This window comes from Variovorax sp. DXTD-1, from assembly GCF_003984625.1.
Classification (GTDB): Bacteria; Pseudomonadota; Gammaproteobacteria; order Burkholderiales; family Burkholderiaceae_C; genus Variovorax.
In genome coordinates this window covers 90033-102727 of sequence record NZ_RWKH01000007.1, presented here as the reverse complement: position 1 = coordinate 102727, position 12695 = coordinate 90033, and the positions used below count along the sequence as shown (strand labels likewise).

Annotated in this window: 14 protein-coding genes and 1 tRNA gene; 2 read left to right on the top strand and 13 right to left on the bottom strand. The window is 65.4% G+C overall.

The genetic code is table 11. The features are described 5' to 3' along the window. The first annotated feature begins 12 nt into the window (after window positions 1–12). Window positions 13–639, top strand: a complete 627-nt coding sequence (locus tag EJI00_RS08615; protein WP_126747041.1) for a YitT family protein — start codon at window positions 13–15, stop codon at window positions 637–639. A gap of 227 nt (window positions 640–866) precedes the next feature. On the opposite strand, the gene EJI00_RS08610 is transcribed toward EJI00_RS08615, so the two are convergent. The 6 genes from EJI00_RS08610 to EJI00_RS08585 all read right to left on the bottom strand — a co-directional run bounded on the left by EJI00_RS08610 (window position 867) and on the right by EJI00_RS08585 (window position 7633). Then, window positions 867–2288 carry an amidase gene (locus EJI00_RS08610; protein ID WP_126747159.1) on the bottom strand — a complete coding sequence of 474 codons (1422 nt, stop codon included), beginning with the start codon at window positions 2286–2288 and terminating at the stop codon, window positions 867–869. After that, window positions 2285–3772 carry an ABC transporter substrate-binding protein gene (locus EJI00_RS08605; protein ID WP_126747040.1) on the bottom strand — a complete coding sequence of 496 codons (1488 nt, stop codon included), beginning with the start codon at window positions 3770–3772 and terminating at the stop codon, window positions 2285–2287. The genes EJI00_RS08610 and EJI00_RS08605 overlap by 4 nt, the downstream gene beginning before the upstream one ends. Window positions 3773–3990: 218 nt before the next feature. Beyond that, window positions 3991–4821, bottom strand: coding sequence for an ATP-binding cassette domain-containing protein (locus tag EJI00_RS08600; RefSeq protein ID WP_126747039.1), 831 nt, complete (start codon window positions 4819–4821; stop codon window positions 3991–3993). Continuing rightward, window positions 4818–5807, bottom strand: a complete 990-nt coding sequence (locus EJI00_RS08595; protein ID WP_126747038.1) for an ABC transporter ATP-binding protein — start codon at window positions 5805–5807, stop codon at window positions 4818–4820. Before EJI00_RS08595 ends, EJI00_RS08600 begins: the two co-directional genes overlap by 4 nt. 3 nt (window positions 5808–5810) lie before the next feature. Beyond that, on the bottom strand, window positions 5811–6686 hold the full coding sequence (locus EJI00_RS08590) for an ABC transporter permease (RefSeq protein ID WP_126747037.1): 876 nt from the start codon (window positions 6684–6686) through the stop codon (window positions 5811–5813). Continuing rightward, window positions 6683–7633 (bottom strand): ABC transporter permease, encoded by a 951-nt coding sequence (locus EJI00_RS08585; protein ID WP_126747036.1) that lies wholly within the window; start codon window positions 7631–7633, stop codon window positions 6683–6685. Before EJI00_RS08585 ends, EJI00_RS08590 begins: the two co-directional genes overlap by 4 nt. A gap of 62 nt (window positions 7634–7695) precedes the next feature. On the opposite strand from EJI00_RS08585, the gene EJI00_RS08580 reads away from it, so the two are divergent. Then, complete coding sequence (locus EJI00_RS08580) at window positions 7696–7998, top strand: YfhL family 4Fe-4S dicluster ferredoxin (RefSeq protein WP_126747035.1); 303 nt, start codon at window positions 7696–7698, stop codon at window positions 7996–7998. Here EJI00_RS08580 and EJI00_RS08575 read toward each other — a convergent pair. The 7 genes from EJI00_RS08575 to EJI00_RS08545 all read right to left on the bottom strand — a co-directional run bounded on the left by EJI00_RS08575 (window position 7984) and on the right by EJI00_RS08545 (window position 12690). Beyond that, a complete protein-coding gene (locus tag EJI00_RS08575) occupies window positions 7984–8334 on the bottom strand; it encodes a hypothetical protein (protein ID WP_260590564.1) in 351 nt (116 codons plus the stop codon). The genes EJI00_RS08580 and EJI00_RS08575 overlap by 15 nt on opposite strands. 208 nt (window positions 8335–8542) lie before the next feature. Further along, on the bottom strand, window positions 8543–9175 hold the full coding sequence (pth, locus tag EJI00_RS08570) for an aminoacyl-tRNA hydrolase (RefSeq protein WP_126747034.1): 633 nt from the start codon (window positions 9173–9175) through the stop codon (window positions 8543–8545). Between the two features lie 72 nt (window positions 9176–9247). Continuing rightward, complete coding sequence (locus tag EJI00_RS08565; protein ID WP_126747033.1) at window positions 9248–9913, bottom strand: 50S ribosomal protein L25/general stress protein Ctc; 666 nt, start codon at window positions 9911–9913, stop codon at window positions 9248–9250. Window positions 9914–10004: 91 nt separating this feature from the next. Next, the gene (locus EJI00_RS08560) at window positions 10005–10976 is read right to left on the bottom strand and encodes a ribose-phosphate pyrophosphokinase (protein ID WP_126747032.1); all 972 of its coding nucleotides are present in this window, start codon (window positions 10974–10976) and stop codon (window positions 10005–10007) included. 172 nt (window positions 10977–11148) lie between these two features. Next, window positions 11149–11225 (bottom strand) — tRNA-Gln (locus EJI00_RS08555). A 68-nt stretch (window positions 11226–11293) separates the two neighbouring features. Continuing rightward, window positions 11294–12184: a 4-(cytidine 5'-diphospho)-2-C-methyl-D-erythritol kinase gene (gene ispE, locus EJI00_RS08550; RefSeq protein ID WP_126747031.1), complete on the bottom strand. Its 891-nt coding sequence runs from the start codon at window positions 12182–12184 to the stop codon at window positions 11294–11296. After that, window positions 12181–12690, bottom strand: coding sequence for a lipoprotein insertase outer membrane protein LolB (locus EJI00_RS08545; protein ID WP_126747030.1), 510 nt, complete (start codon window positions 12688–12690; stop codon window positions 12181–12183). Before EJI00_RS08545 ends, ispE begins: the two co-directional genes overlap by 4 nt. Window positions 12691–12695: the final 5 nt, after the last annotated feature.

Sequence of the window (12695 nt, the reverse complement as noted above, 5' to 3'; positions counted from 1 at the left end):
AAACTGCCTCACATGAACGCGCCACAACCCAGAACCCCGGCGGATTTCTTGCGGCACTCCCGCTTCGACGACGCACAGGCCATCTTTTCAGGCACGTTGTTCGTCGCCATTGCCATGATGTTGTTCGGCCAGGCGGGCCTGCTCACGGGCGGCACGGCCGGCATCGCGTTTCTCCTGCACTACGCCACCGGCGTGAGCTTCGGCAAACTCTTCTTCCTGGTCAACTTGCCGTTCTACTGGTTCGCATGGCGCCATATGGGGCGAGCCTTCACCATCAAGACGTTCTCGGCCATTGCATTGCTTTCGGTCATGACCGACTGGGCGCCGCGCTATATCTCGATCGATTCCCTGCACCCGGCCTTCGCAGCCGTGCTCGGCGGATTGCTGCTGGGCACCGGTTGCCTGTTTCTCGCCCGACACCGTGCGAGCCTGGGTGGTGCGACGGTGCTGACGCTGTACCTGCAAGAGAAGCGCGGTTGGCCTGCCGGCAAGGTGCAGATCGGCATCGATTGCACGGTGGTGTTGCTCGCGCTGCTCGTGATTCCGCCGCAGCGCGTGGGCTGGTCGGTGCTGGCGGCTGTGGTGATGGGGCTTTTCTTGTGGATCAATCACAAACCGGGGCGGTACGCTGCGACTTGATTTGTCGGCGTTTTTTTTGGGTGCCGCTATTCAGGGCTTGTGCAAAGGCCACCGGGTACTCCCCTCCGCGAATGTCCCCCGGCTTCGCCTCCTCCTTTATTTCGCTGCGGGGAGCACCCGATGCCCTGTGCACCTGGGCACGCGGCTATTGATCCTGCGATCAACGACCGCTGCGCACAACACACCCGTCGGCGGGTGTGCCGCCCTGAACAGAAGCTGTAAAAGCGCTAAGGCAGAACAGGCCAAGCCCACTGCGGCTCCCGAATCTGCTCGAACGCACGAGACACGCGCAGCACACCGAGATCGTCAAAGCGCTTCCCGGCAATCTGCAGCCCGATGGGCAGTCCGTTCGCCGAGTACCCGCAGTTCACTGAAGACGCAGGCTGCTCCGACATGTTGAACGGCACCGTGAACCCGATGTGCTCCAGCGGCCGCAGCGGATCGTTGGTCGGCGAAGGCGCTTCCGCGGCTGCGGGCATGTTGGGCGACACCGGCGAAATCACGTAGTCGAACCGTGCGCAGGCCTGCACCGCCGCCACGCGCGTTGCATGGAACTGGCTGAAGCCGCGGAACACATGTTCGCCGCTGAACTCGGCCGCACTCTCGGCCCACTCGCGAATGTAGGGCAGCACCTTGGCGCGCTGGTCGGCGCGCAACGCCTTCATGTCCACCAGCGAGCGCATGCGCCACAGATGGTCCATGCCGTCGAGCATGGCTTGCGACATGAAAGGCTGCATGGTTTCGACGATGGCTCCGGCCTTCTCGAACAGGCGGGCCGCACGCTCGACCGCCGCCTCGATCTCGGGCTCTACCGCCAGGCCGCAGCCCGCGTCGAGCAGCAAGCCGATGCGCAGCCCTCGCAAATGGTCGGGCGTGACATCGAAGCTTGCCCAATCGATGTCCTGCGGCGGCAGGCTCATGCTGTCGCGCGCATCTGGCTTGGAGAGCACCTGCATCATCAGCGCGGCATCAGCCACGATGCGGGTCATGGGGCCCGCGGCGCGCCCCATGTACGGTGGATCGATGGGAATGCGGCCCAGGCTCGGCTTCAGCGTGAAGATGCCGCACCAGCTTGCGGGCAGCCGCAGCGAGCCGCCGATGTCGGTGCCGATGTGCAGCGGGCCGTAGCCGGCGGCAGCCGCCGCGCCGGCACCGGCGCTGGAGCCGCCGGGCGTCTTGCTAAGGTCCCACGGATTGCGCGCCAGCTTGTGAAAGCTCGAAAGCCCCGAAGACAGCATGCCGTAGTCCGGCATCGTGGTCTTGCTGACGATCACCGCGCCGGCTTCCTTCAGCCGCGCGGCCGGTGGGGCGTCGGCGGTTGCAGGCTTCAAGTCGACGGCGGCCGTGCCAGCCGGCATCGGGTCGCCGCGGGTGGCGATGTTTTCCTTGATGGTGGCGGGCACGCCGTCGAGCGGGCCCAGCGCTTCGCCGCGCTGCCAGCGCGCTTCCGAAGCCCGCGCCTGTTCGAGCGCGGCTTCGGGCCTGAAGAGCCAGGTGGCCTGCAGCTTCGGTTCCCAGCGCTCGATGTGCGCGATGACGGCCTGCGTCACCTCGACCGGCGACAGGCGCTTGGTGCGGTAGGCGGCGGAGAGCTCCTGGGCGGAAAGGTCGTTCAATGCAGAGGAGAGGGAAGACACGTCCGCGCTCATCCCCATGACAGCGCCGACAGGTCGTTCACGAAGATCGGGTTCTCCTTCCAGAGGCCCCTCACGTTCTTCTTCGCGATGGTCGGGAACTGCGGCTGGTACAGGAAGCCGTTGGCCGCGTCGGCGGCCAGCATCTTCTGCGCCTCGCCGAGCAGCTTGCCGCGTTCGGCCGCATTGCCCGTGGACTTGATCTTGTCGAACAGCGTGTTGAAGGCCTTCGACTGGTAGCCCCAGTAGTAGTCGGCCTTGGCGTAGTTGCCGAGGTCGAAGGGCTCCACGTGCGACACGATCGACAGGTCGTAGTCCTTGTTGCCATAGGTGCCGCTGAGCCACTGGGCCCACTCGACGTTCTGCACCTTCACCGTGATGCCGATCTTGGCCAACTGGGCCACGATCACCTCGCCGCCCTGGCGCGCATAGGGCGGCGGCGGCAGGGTCATGGTGAGTTCGAGCGGCGTCTTCACGCCGGCTTCGGCGAGCAGCTTCTTGGCCTTTTCCACGTCGAATGGATTGACGGCAGTGGTGTCGACGTAGCCTGCGGCGCCCGGCACGTAGTGGCTGCCGATCGGCACGCCGAAGCCGTCGGCCGCGCCTTCGATCACGGCCTTGCGGTCGATGGCCGAGAGGATCGCACGGCGCACGCGCACGTCGTCCAGCGGCTTCTTCTTGTTGTTGATCGAGAGAATGGTCTTGGCGCGCGAGCCGGCCAGGATGGTCTGGAACTGAGGGTTGTTCTTGAACTGCGGCACCACGCGCGTGCCGATGCGCGTGAACACATCGACATCGCCTGCCAGCAGCGACGCGGCCTGCGCGGCGGCGTCGGCAATGAAGCGGAATGTGACCTTGTTGATCTTCGCGGTGCCGGGGCTGCGAAAGCCGTCCCACTTGCTCAGCGTGATCGAGGAGCCCTTGGCCCAGTTGTCGAGCTTGTAGGGGCCGGTGCCCACCGGCTTGGTGGCGTTGGTGTCGGCGCTCTTGGGCTCGACGATCACCGCCGTGGCCTGGCCCAGCACAAAGGGCAGGTCGGGGTCGATTTCCTTGTTGATGATGACCACGGTGTAGTCGTCGACCACCTGCGTGCTCAGGTTCGCGAAGGTGCGCTTGTCCTTGTTGGTGCTCTTCTCGCCGCCCGCGCGGTCGAAGGCGAACTTCACGGTGTTGGCGTTGAAGGGCTCGCCGTTCTGGTACTTAAGGCCGCGCTTGAGCTTGAAGGTATAGGTCTTCAGGTCGGGCGAGACTTCCCAGCTCTCGGCCAGGAGAGGCGTGACGTTGCCGTCGGCGTTGATCTTGGTGAGCGTCTCGAGGATGTTGTAGTGCACCACTTCCCCGATCGCGGCGGCGGCACCCGCAGTGGGGTCGAGCCCCGGCGGCTCGAGCGCCATGCCGATCACGATGGCGTCCTTCCGCCCCTGCGCCATGCCGGCGACAGGAGTGGCCAGGGCAACGGTGGCGCCGGCGGTGGCAAGGAGGGTGCGACGATTCAGCATACGGTGTGATCTCCGGAAAAACTGGGTGTGCGATTTGGCTGCTGCAACGCGCACGGCGCCCCGAATGGAGGCGCCGCGCCGCGGAGCAAGGGCACGCAGCACGAAAGATGCCACGCGCGCAGCCAAAGTCATTCTCTCGCAGCGGGCGCGTTGCTGCTTGCCTGCAGCGGCGCTTTTTCCTCGGGACGTACCCGGATGCGGATTTGCGCGGCGTTTACTCAGGCGGCCAGCAGCGTGCCGCCCGCGGGCGTGCGCGGCACCGCGTCGAGCAGGGTGCGCGTGTACGGGTGCTGCGCATTGCGAAAGAGCTCGCCGGGCGGGCCTTGTTCGACGATCTTGCCCTTCCACACCACGCAGACCTCGTCGCACAGGTGGTTCACCACCGCGAGGTCATGGCTGATGAGCAGGTAGCTGATGCCGAACTGCTGCTGCAGGTCCTGCATGAGGTTGAGCACCTGGGCCTGCACGGACACGTCGAGCGCGCTCACGGGCTCGTCGGCCACGATGAGCTTGGGGCGCGTGATGAGCGCGCGCGCAATCGCGATGCGCTGGCGCTGCCCGCCCGAAAATTCGTGCGGATACTTGTCCATGTCGGTGGTGCGCAGGCCCACCGCGGCCAGCGCCTCCGAGGCACGCTCGCGCTGCACGGCACGGCCGGTTTCGGCCAGCGCCTCGAGCGGCTCGGCCACGATGCGCGCCACCGTCTGGCGCGGATCGAGCGAGCCGTAGGGGTCCTGGAACACCATCTGGAAGTCGCGCCGCGCCGTGCGCAGTTCGCTTCGGGGCAACTGGTGCAGGTCGCGGCCCAGCATGCGCACGCTGCCCGCGGTGGGCGTGTCGAGCGCCATCACCAGGCGCGCGATGGTCGACTTGCCCGAGCCCGATTCGCCGACGATGCCGAGGCTGCGGCCGGCCTCGACCTTGAAGCTCACGCCGTTCAACGCCTTGACGAGCGGCGGCGGGCCGAAGAGTTTTTCGCGCGGCAGGGCGTAGTGGCGCACGAGGTCGGTCACCTCGAGCAAGGGTTGGGTGCTGACGGATTGGCTCATGATGCGAGCGCGCCTTCTGAGGCAATCTCTTCGAGCCGGATGCACCGCACGGCATGGTCGTGCGGCAGCATCGTGGGCGGAGGCCGGGTCGCATGGCAGGCGTCGACGGTGTACTTGCATCGGCCCGCAAAAGGGCAGCCTTGCGGCAGGTCGATCAATTCGGGCACGCTGCCGCGAATGGTCGCCAGGCGGATGCCGCGCGGTGCGCCAAGCGCCGGCCGCGCCGCGAACAGCCCCTGCGTGTACGGATGCGCGCGCTCTGCAAACACGGTGTCGGTCGGGCCGCTTTCGACCACGCTGCCGCCGTACATCACCAGCATCTTCGACACGCTCTGCGCGATCACGCCAAGGTCGTGCGAGATCAGGATCAGCGCCATGCCGCGCTCCGCGACCAGGCCCTGGATGAGATCGAGGGTCTGCTTCTGGATGGTGACGTCGAGCGCGGTGGTGGGCTCGTCCGCAATGAGCAGGTCGGGGCCGCAGGCCAGTGCCATGGCAATGCCGATGCGCTGGCGTTGCCCGCCCGAAAACTGGTGCGGGTAGGCATCGAGCCGCGAAGCCGCATCGGGAATGCCCACCCGCTCCAGCAATGCGAGCACCTCCTTGCGTGCATCCGCGCCTGTGAGCCCGCGGTGCAGGCGCAGCGGCTCGCCGACCTGGCGGGCAATGGTGTGCACCGGGTTCAGCGCCGTCATCGGCTCCTGGAAGATCATGCCGATGCGGTTGCCGCGAATCCGGCACATGGCTTTTTCGCCCAGGCCCACTAGCTCGGTGCCGTCGAAGCGGATGCTGCCGCTGACCTTTGCGGTGGCGGGCAGCAGGCCCATGAGCGACTGCACCGTGATCGATTTGCCGCAGCCCGATTCGCCCACGATGCCCAGCGTTTCGCCGCGTTCGAGCGTGAAGCCGATGCCGCGCACGGCCTCGGCGGGGCCGCGCTGCGTTTGCAGCTCGACGTGCAGGTCCTTGACTTCGAGAAGAGGCATGGCTTAACGCGCCCTCGCCAGGCGCGGGTCGAGCAAATCGCGCAGGCCGTCGCCCAGCAGGTTGAGCCCCAGCACCGCAAGCGCAATGGCCATGCCCGGAAACACCGCGAGCAGGGGCGACTGGAACATCATGGTCTGCGCCTCGTTGAGCATGCGGCCCCAGGAGGCCTGCGGCGGTTGCGTACCCAGCCCAAGGTACGAGAGGGCGGCCTCGGCGAGGATGGCAATCGCGAATCGGATGGTGATCTGCACGATCAGCACGGCCGAGATGTTGGGCAGCACATGCTGCATGGTGATGGCGAAGGAGCCCTTGCCGCAGGCGCGCGCCGCCGCCACGTATTCGCGCGACCAGATGGCGTTGGCCGATGCGCGCGTGATGCGCGCGAACGTCGGGATGTTGTAGATGCCGATCGCGATGATCGCGTTGACGATGCCCGCGCCGAATACGGCCGTCATCATGATGGCCGACAGAATGGCCGGGAAGGCGAGCGAGAAATCGGTGAGCCGCATGATGGCTTCCTCGACCCAGCCGCGCCGCGCCGCGGCCAGCAGGCCCAGCGCCGTGCCGACGACAAGGCCGATGCCCACGGCAATCACGCCCACCAGGATGGACGCCCGCGCGCCCACCAGCAGCAGCGAGGCCACGTCGCGCCCATAGGTGTCGGTGCCCAGCCAGTGCGCGCCCGAGGGCGGCTTGAGCTTGTTGGGCATGTTCATCTCGTAGGGCGACCACGGCGTCCACACCAGCGAGACGAAGGCGGCCAGCAGCAGGAGCAGCGTGAGCACGCCGCCGAGCACGAAGCTGCGGTGCCGCAGCGCGCGGCGCCAGAAACCGGGAACCTTGAGCGCCGCCGCGCTCGGAACAGTCGTCGCGCTCATATGTCGCTCGCTTTGATGCGCGGGTCGATCACGGCGTAGAGCACGTCGACCACGAAATTCACGATGACCACCAGGGCGGCGAGCAGCATCACGCAGTTGCGCACGACGATCAGGTCGCGGTTGCCGATGGCCTCGAAGATCAGCCGGCCCAGGCCGGGAAGGTAGAACACTTTTTCGATCACGATGGTGCCGGCCAGCAGTTCGGAAAACTGCATGCCCATGACCGTGACCACCGGAATCATCGCGTTGCGCAGCACATGGGTCCAAAGCACTGCGCGCTGCGAAACGCCCTTGGCGCGCGCAGTGCGCACGAAGTCTTCCCGCATCACTTCGAGCACCGCCGAGCGCGTGATGCGCGCAAGGATGGCCGCCTGCACCACCGCGAGCGACAAGGCCGGCAGCAGCAGCGACTTGATGCCCGCGAAGACACCTTCCCCCCAGCCCTCGAAGCCGCCGGCCGAGAACCACTGCAGCTGCACGGAGAACACCAAAATGAGCAGGATCGCGAACCAGAAATTGGGAATGGCGATGCCCACCTGCGTGAGGCCCATCAGGCCCACATCGCCGAGCTTGTTGTGGCGCGCGGCGGCGGTAACGCCCACAAACAGTGCGAGCACCGTCGTCAGCGCCATCGCGAGCAGCGCCAAAGGCACGGTGAGCGCGAGCCGTTCCAGGATGAGGTCGAGCACCGGCGTGCTGTAGGCGTAGCTGTCGCCCAGGTTGCCGGTCAGGATGCCCCCAATCCACTGCCAGTAACGCGTCCAGGCGGGCTGGTCAAGGCCGAGCTTGGTGGCCAGCGCGGCCACTGCTTCCGGCGCGGCGTCGGGACCCATGAGCAACTGCGCGGCGTTGCCGGGCAGGATCTCCAGGACAAGAAACACTATGACCGAGGCGCCGATCAGCGTGGCGATCAGCGTGGCGAGGCGCTTGAGAATAAACAGGCTCATGGGGCGGGGCGCAGCATAACCCGACTCGTGCAACAAGCGTGCCTTGTTCGCGATAATCGGGTATGGCCCTCATGATCACCGACGACTGCATCAACTGCGATGTCTGCGAGCCCGAGTGCCCGAACGATGCGATCTACATGGGCGCCGAGTTCTACGAGATCGACCCGCGCAAGTGCACCGAATGCGTGGGCCATTTCGATGAACCGCAATGCGTGCAGGTGTGCCCGGTTGCGTGCATCCCCATTAATCCGGAGCACGTGGAAAGCCGCGAGACGCTGTGGCAGAAGTTCGAGCGGCTTGCCGCGGCCAAGGTAGCAGCCGCGGCCGTGGAGCCGCGGCCGCCAGTGCCTTCAGCCGGCGTCTGAGCCGGACGACGGTTTTCGCTTTTTCTTGCTGCCTGCCACATCCGGCGGCGAGGCTGGTTTCCCGGCGGAAGCGCCACTGAAGCGCGTGCTCGACTTGTGCGGCTCGGAGGCGAGTTTTCGGGCGCGTGCCTGCGCGAGTTGCTCGGAAGACCTGAGCTTTCGCTCGGCGACGGCGGCCTGCCGGGCCTCGTGGGCGGAACGGCGATCGCGCTCGTAGGCTTCTTTTTCCTGCGACAGGCGAATGCGCTCGAGCTGATCGGCGCGAACCTCGGCCTTGTGCGTGGCGGCCTCCGAGGCGCGGCGGTCCGCATCGGTGCGCAGATCGTCGACCTTCACCGGTTTTCCGCCCTCGCAGGGCCGGTCGGTGTAGGTGTTGCCGCAGCGGTAGGTTTCGGACTTTCCCTGTGCCGCAGCGGGTAGCCAGACAACACTTGATGCTATTAAAAATATAGCTATGCCGGTTTTCCTGGTCTGGGTGGCTCTTCTGCTTCTTCTCATTTTTATTTCTCTCCCTTTTCTCTCCCGCGCTCTCGTTGCCGGCTGACTAGGTGGCGGCGGGCGTGCCTCCATCGCCGGGCTCTCGCCGCGGCGGTTTGGGCCGAGGCGGTTTGCTCGTGTGAATGATCAAGGTGGCCTTTTCCATCTCGCCCGCCACCAGGGCAGGGGCCGCATGCAGCGTGCGCACGATGGCGTCCTCGATGGCTTCGCGCTGTTCCTTCAGCGGCTTCTTGAGCACCCAGTTGATCACCTCCGACTTCACGCCGGGATGGCCGATGCCCAGGCGCAGGCGCCAGTAGTCGCCGGTGCCCAGCTGTGCATGGATGTCGCGCAGGCCGTTATGGCCCGCGTGGCTGCCGCCGAACTTGAGCTTGGCCTGGCCGGGCACCACGTCGAGCTCGTCGTGCACCACGAGGATTTCCTCGGGCGCGATCTTGAAGAAGCGGGCCAATGCGCCCACAGATTTGCCCGACAGGTTCATGAAGGTTTGCGGCTCGAGCAGCCACACGCTCTGCCCGCCGATGTTCGCGCGCGCCGCAAGGCCGTGATAGCTGCGCTCGGGCACGAGGTTGAGCTTCCAGTCGCGTGCGAGCGCGTCGATCCACCAGAAGCCCGCGTTATGCCGTGTGGCTTCGTATTCAGGCCCGGGATTCCCGAGGCCGACAAACAGCTTGATCATGAGGGAATTATCTCGCCGCCCCAAAAGCAAAAGGCCCGCACGAAGCGGGCCTTTTGCAGGGTGCGGGAAGAATTACTTCTTCGCAGCGGGCTTTGCCGTCTTGGCGGCAGGCTTGCCGGCAGCTGCTGCGCCTTCGGCAGGTGCTGCGCCTTCAGCGGCGGGTGCCGGCTCTTCGGCGACCAGTGGAGGCACGGCCGACACGATGACGGGGTTCAGCTTGCCGTGGCTCACGAACTTCACGCCCTTGGGCAGCTTGATGTCGCTGACGTGCAGCGTGGCGTTCTTCTTGAGGCCGGAGAGGTCGACCTCGATGAACTCGGGCAGGTCGCTCGGCAGGCAGCTCACTTCGAGCTCGTTCATCACGTGCGTCACGAGGTTGTGGTCGAGCTTGACGGCGTCGGACTCTTCTTCACCCTTGAAGTGAAGCGGCACCTTCATGTGCAGGCGGGTCTTGGCATCGACGCGCTGGAAGTCGATGTGTTGCACCAGCTGGCGGAACGGGTGGTACTGCACGTCGCGCAGCAGCACTTTGCTCGTGGTGCCGGCGAGTTCCATTTCGAGGATCGAGGCGTGGAAGGCTTCCTTCTTGAGGGCGTGCCACAACGCGTTGTGATCGAGCTCGATCAGCTGGGGCTTGCCTTCACCACCATAGACGATACCGGGCGTCTTGCCCGAGATGCGGAGACGGCGGCTCGCACCCGTGCCCTGCTTGGCGCGCTCAAAAGCGACGAATTTCATAACAACTCCTGTGAGAGTCCACCGCGACCAGTGCGACTCCGGTTCAACAAGGGCGCCGTTCCGGAAAAAGGAAGTGGCGCCCGCTTTTTGCTCAGAACAGGTTGTCCTGGTCCGAGAACAAACTCATGACCGACTCGCCCTTGGCAATGCGCTGGATCGTTTCGGCGATCAGCGGTGCCACGGAGAGTTGGCGGATCTTTCCGCAGGCCAAAGCGCCGTCGGAAAGAGGAATGGTGTTGGTCACGACCACTTCGTCGAGTGCGGAGTGGGTGATGCGTTCGATGGCCGGGCCCGAGAAGATCGGGTGCGTGCAATAGGCGTAGACGCTTTTTGCGCCGCGCTCCTTGAGCACTTCGGCCGCCTTGACCAGCGTGCCGGCTGTATCGATCATGTCGTCCATGATCACGCAGTTGCGGCCGTCGATTTCGCCGATCACGTTCATGACCTCGCTCACGTTGGCCTTCGGGCGGCGCTTGTCGATGATGGCAAGGTCGCAGTTCAGCTGCTTGGCCAGCGCGCGTGCGCGCACCACGCCGCCCACGTCGGGCGACACGACGATCAGGTCTTCGTAGTTCCTCTGGCGAAGATCGCCCAGCAGCACCGGCGACGCATAGATGTTGTCGACCGGAATGTCGAAGAAGCCCTGGATCTGGTCGGCGTGAAGGTCCATGGTGAGCACGCGCTCGACGCCCACGGTTTCAAGCAGGTTGGCAACCACCTTGGCCGAGATCGGCACCCGGCTGGAGCGCGGGCGGCGGTCCTGGCGGGCATAGCCGTAGTAGGGAATCACGGCGCTGATCCGCTCGGCCGAAGCGCGCTTCAGCGCGTCGACCATGATGAGCAGTTCCATCAGGTTTTCGTTGGTCGGTGCGCAAGTGGACTGCACCACGAACACATCGCGCGCCCGGACGTTCTGGTTGATCTCGACGGTGACTTCGCCGTCGGAGAAACGTCCAACGCGCGCGGCACCCAGCGAGGTACCGAGGTTTTGCGCGATTTCTGCGGCCAGGCCAGGATTGGCGTTGCCGGTGAAAACCATGAAATCAGGGTGATTAGCCTGCATGAGCGCGTCCCGGCAGTCGAATGGCTTTTAGGAAGCCGCCAAAGAGTTTGAGTCGTGGTGGCGGCTTGGAGGCCGCCGATTATTGCAGCCGGTAGGCTGCAAAAGAAGCACTGCGGCCCGTGGGCCGCAGTCTGAAAGCGCTGCGGCGGTGAGACCGCAGCCTGAAGAGATTTGGCAGGGGAGAAAGGATTCGAACCTTTGCATGCTGGAATCAAAATCCAGTGCCTTAACCAACTTGGCGACTCCCCTACACGGGTCGATGGTTTTCACCACAAACCGATATATGTCGCATCGGACCCATCACGATCCGATTATCTTCAGGTCGCCCATCCCCAAAGTGGATGAACGGCCAGGTTGCTGCATTGACGAACCTGCCAGCCCGCGGGGGCTTCGGCCAGTTTCGCTTCTTGCGGCCCTTGCGGCAATTTCGCGAATACCGAACTTCCGGAGCCGGTCATCCGGGCTTTGAATCCTTGGGCGCCGAGCCATTCGATGGCTTCGGTGACCGCGGGGCAAAGCCGCTCTGCAACCGGCTGCAGGTCGTTGTGGCCGAAGTCGAAAACCTTGAAAGCGGTGCTTTCCGGGTTTGGAGCTTCAAGCTGTTCGCTATCTGCAGCAAAGCCCGAGATTATAGCAACAGGAGTGGAGCGTTGAAGGTCCGGCGCAGAAAAAATTAAGCGCGTGTCGAGTCCCTCGGGTGGCTTGGCCACAACGAAACGTGCCGCGGGCACATTCACGGGGGTGATTTTCTCGCCGATTCCCTCGACCCAGGCATTGCGGCCCCCAAGGAAAAACGGCACGTCGGCACCCAGTTTCACGCCTATTTCGGTCAGGCGCGCCAGCGGTAGGTTCAGGTTCCAGAGGCGGTTGAGCGCCAGCAGACAGGTGGCGGCGTCCGAAGAGCCTCCGCCCATGCCGGCTTGCGCCGGAACCTGCTTGGCAACGCCGATATGGGCCCCCTGGCCGGGGCTGGCATGCACCTGCAGCGCCCGCGCCGCGCGCAGCACCAGGTCGTCGGGCGGCAATTTGGTCGTCAGGTCTTCGCGGCTGAGTTGCCCGTCGCGCCGCAGTTCGACGTGCAGCGTGTCGCACCAGTCGATCAGCATGAAGACCGACTGCAGCAGGTGGTAGCCGTCTTCGCGCCGGCCCGTGATGTGCAGGAAGAGGTTGAGCTTGGCCGGTGCGGGAAGGTCGTAGATCGCCTTCATGACCGTTCGAACACGATGCGCAGGTCGGCCGTGGGCCCCGGGTTCTCACGCGTGGCCTGCAGGCGGCCGTTCGCCACCTGCGCCAAGTCGGGGCGCCAGCCCGGAACGCGGTCGTCGCGGCCCGCGAGCCAGCCGAAGAGTGCGCCGACGGGTATTGCGGCACCGGTGGCGGCTTCGATCAGCGTATCGACCGATTCGTAGCGCCGCACTTCGCTGCCGTTCTTGAGCAAGGCCTCGCCGGGCGACCAGTGCAACTGGGCCAGCGTGTTGCCGATGGGGCTCGTGAGCGACAGCTCGCCCGCTTCGGGAGAGCCGCGCAATTCGAACAGGGCGGAGAAGGTTTGCACCGGCTGGCTGTCGATGCGCAGCGACATGCGGCCGCTCCATGTATCCGTGCCCTGGGGCGCGCCGCCGGAGAGCTGCGCACAGCCGGCCGTTACCAGGAGCGCCGCAACGCCCGCCGCCAGGAAGCCCCTGCGGCCGCCGTGAAGATCCGGGACAAGCATTGCCC

Coding starts and splice junctions, on each gene's coding strand:
- EJI00_RS08590 (WP_126747037.1), bottom strand. CDS start 6,686: ATGAGCGCGACGACTGTTCCGAGCGCGGCGGCGCTCAAGGTTCCCGGT.
- EJI00_RS08560 (WP_126747032.1), bottom strand. CDS start 10,976: ATGCAGGCTAATCACCCTGATTTCATGGTTTTCACCGGCAACGCCAAT.
- pth (WP_126747034.1), bottom strand. CDS start 9,175: ATGATCAAGCTGTTTGTCGGCCTCGGGAATCCCGGGCCTGAATACGAA.
- EJI00_RS08610 (WP_126747159.1), bottom strand. CDS start 2,288: ATGAGCGCGGACGTGTCTTCCCTCTCCTCTGCATTGAACGACCTTTCC.
- ispE (WP_126747031.1), bottom strand. CDS start 12,184: ATGAAGGCGATCTACGACCTTCCCGCACCGGCCAAGCTCAACCTCTTC.
- EJI00_RS08600 (WP_126747039.1), bottom strand. CDS start 4,821: ATGAGCCAATCCGTCAGCACCCAACCCTTGCTCGAGGTGACCGACCTC.
- EJI00_RS08580 (WP_126747035.1), top strand. CDS start 7,696: ATGGCCCTCATGATCACCGACGACTGCATCAACTGCGATGTCTGCGAG.
- EJI00_RS08605 (WP_126747040.1), bottom strand. CDS start 3,772: ATGCTGAATCGTCGCACCCTCCTTGCCACCGCCGGCGCCACCGTTGCC.
- EJI00_RS08595 (WP_126747038.1), bottom strand. CDS start 5,807: ATGCCTCTTCTCGAAGTCAAGGACCTGCACGTCGAGCTGCAAACGCAG.
- EJI00_RS08585 (WP_126747036.1), bottom strand. CDS start 7,633: ATGAGCCTGTTTATTCTCAAGCGCCTCGCCACGCTGATCGCCACGCTG.
- EJI00_RS08565 (WP_126747033.1), bottom strand. CDS start 9,913: ATGAAATTCGTCGCTTTTGAGCGCGCCAAGCAGGGCACGGGTGCGAGC.
- EJI00_RS08545 (WP_126747030.1), bottom strand. CDS start 12,690: ATGCTTGTCCCGGATCTTCACGGCGGCCGCAGGGGCTTCCTGGCGGCG.
- EJI00_RS08615 (WP_126747041.1), top strand. CDS start 13: ATGAACGCGCCACAACCCAGAACCCCGGCGGATTTCTTGCGGCACTCC.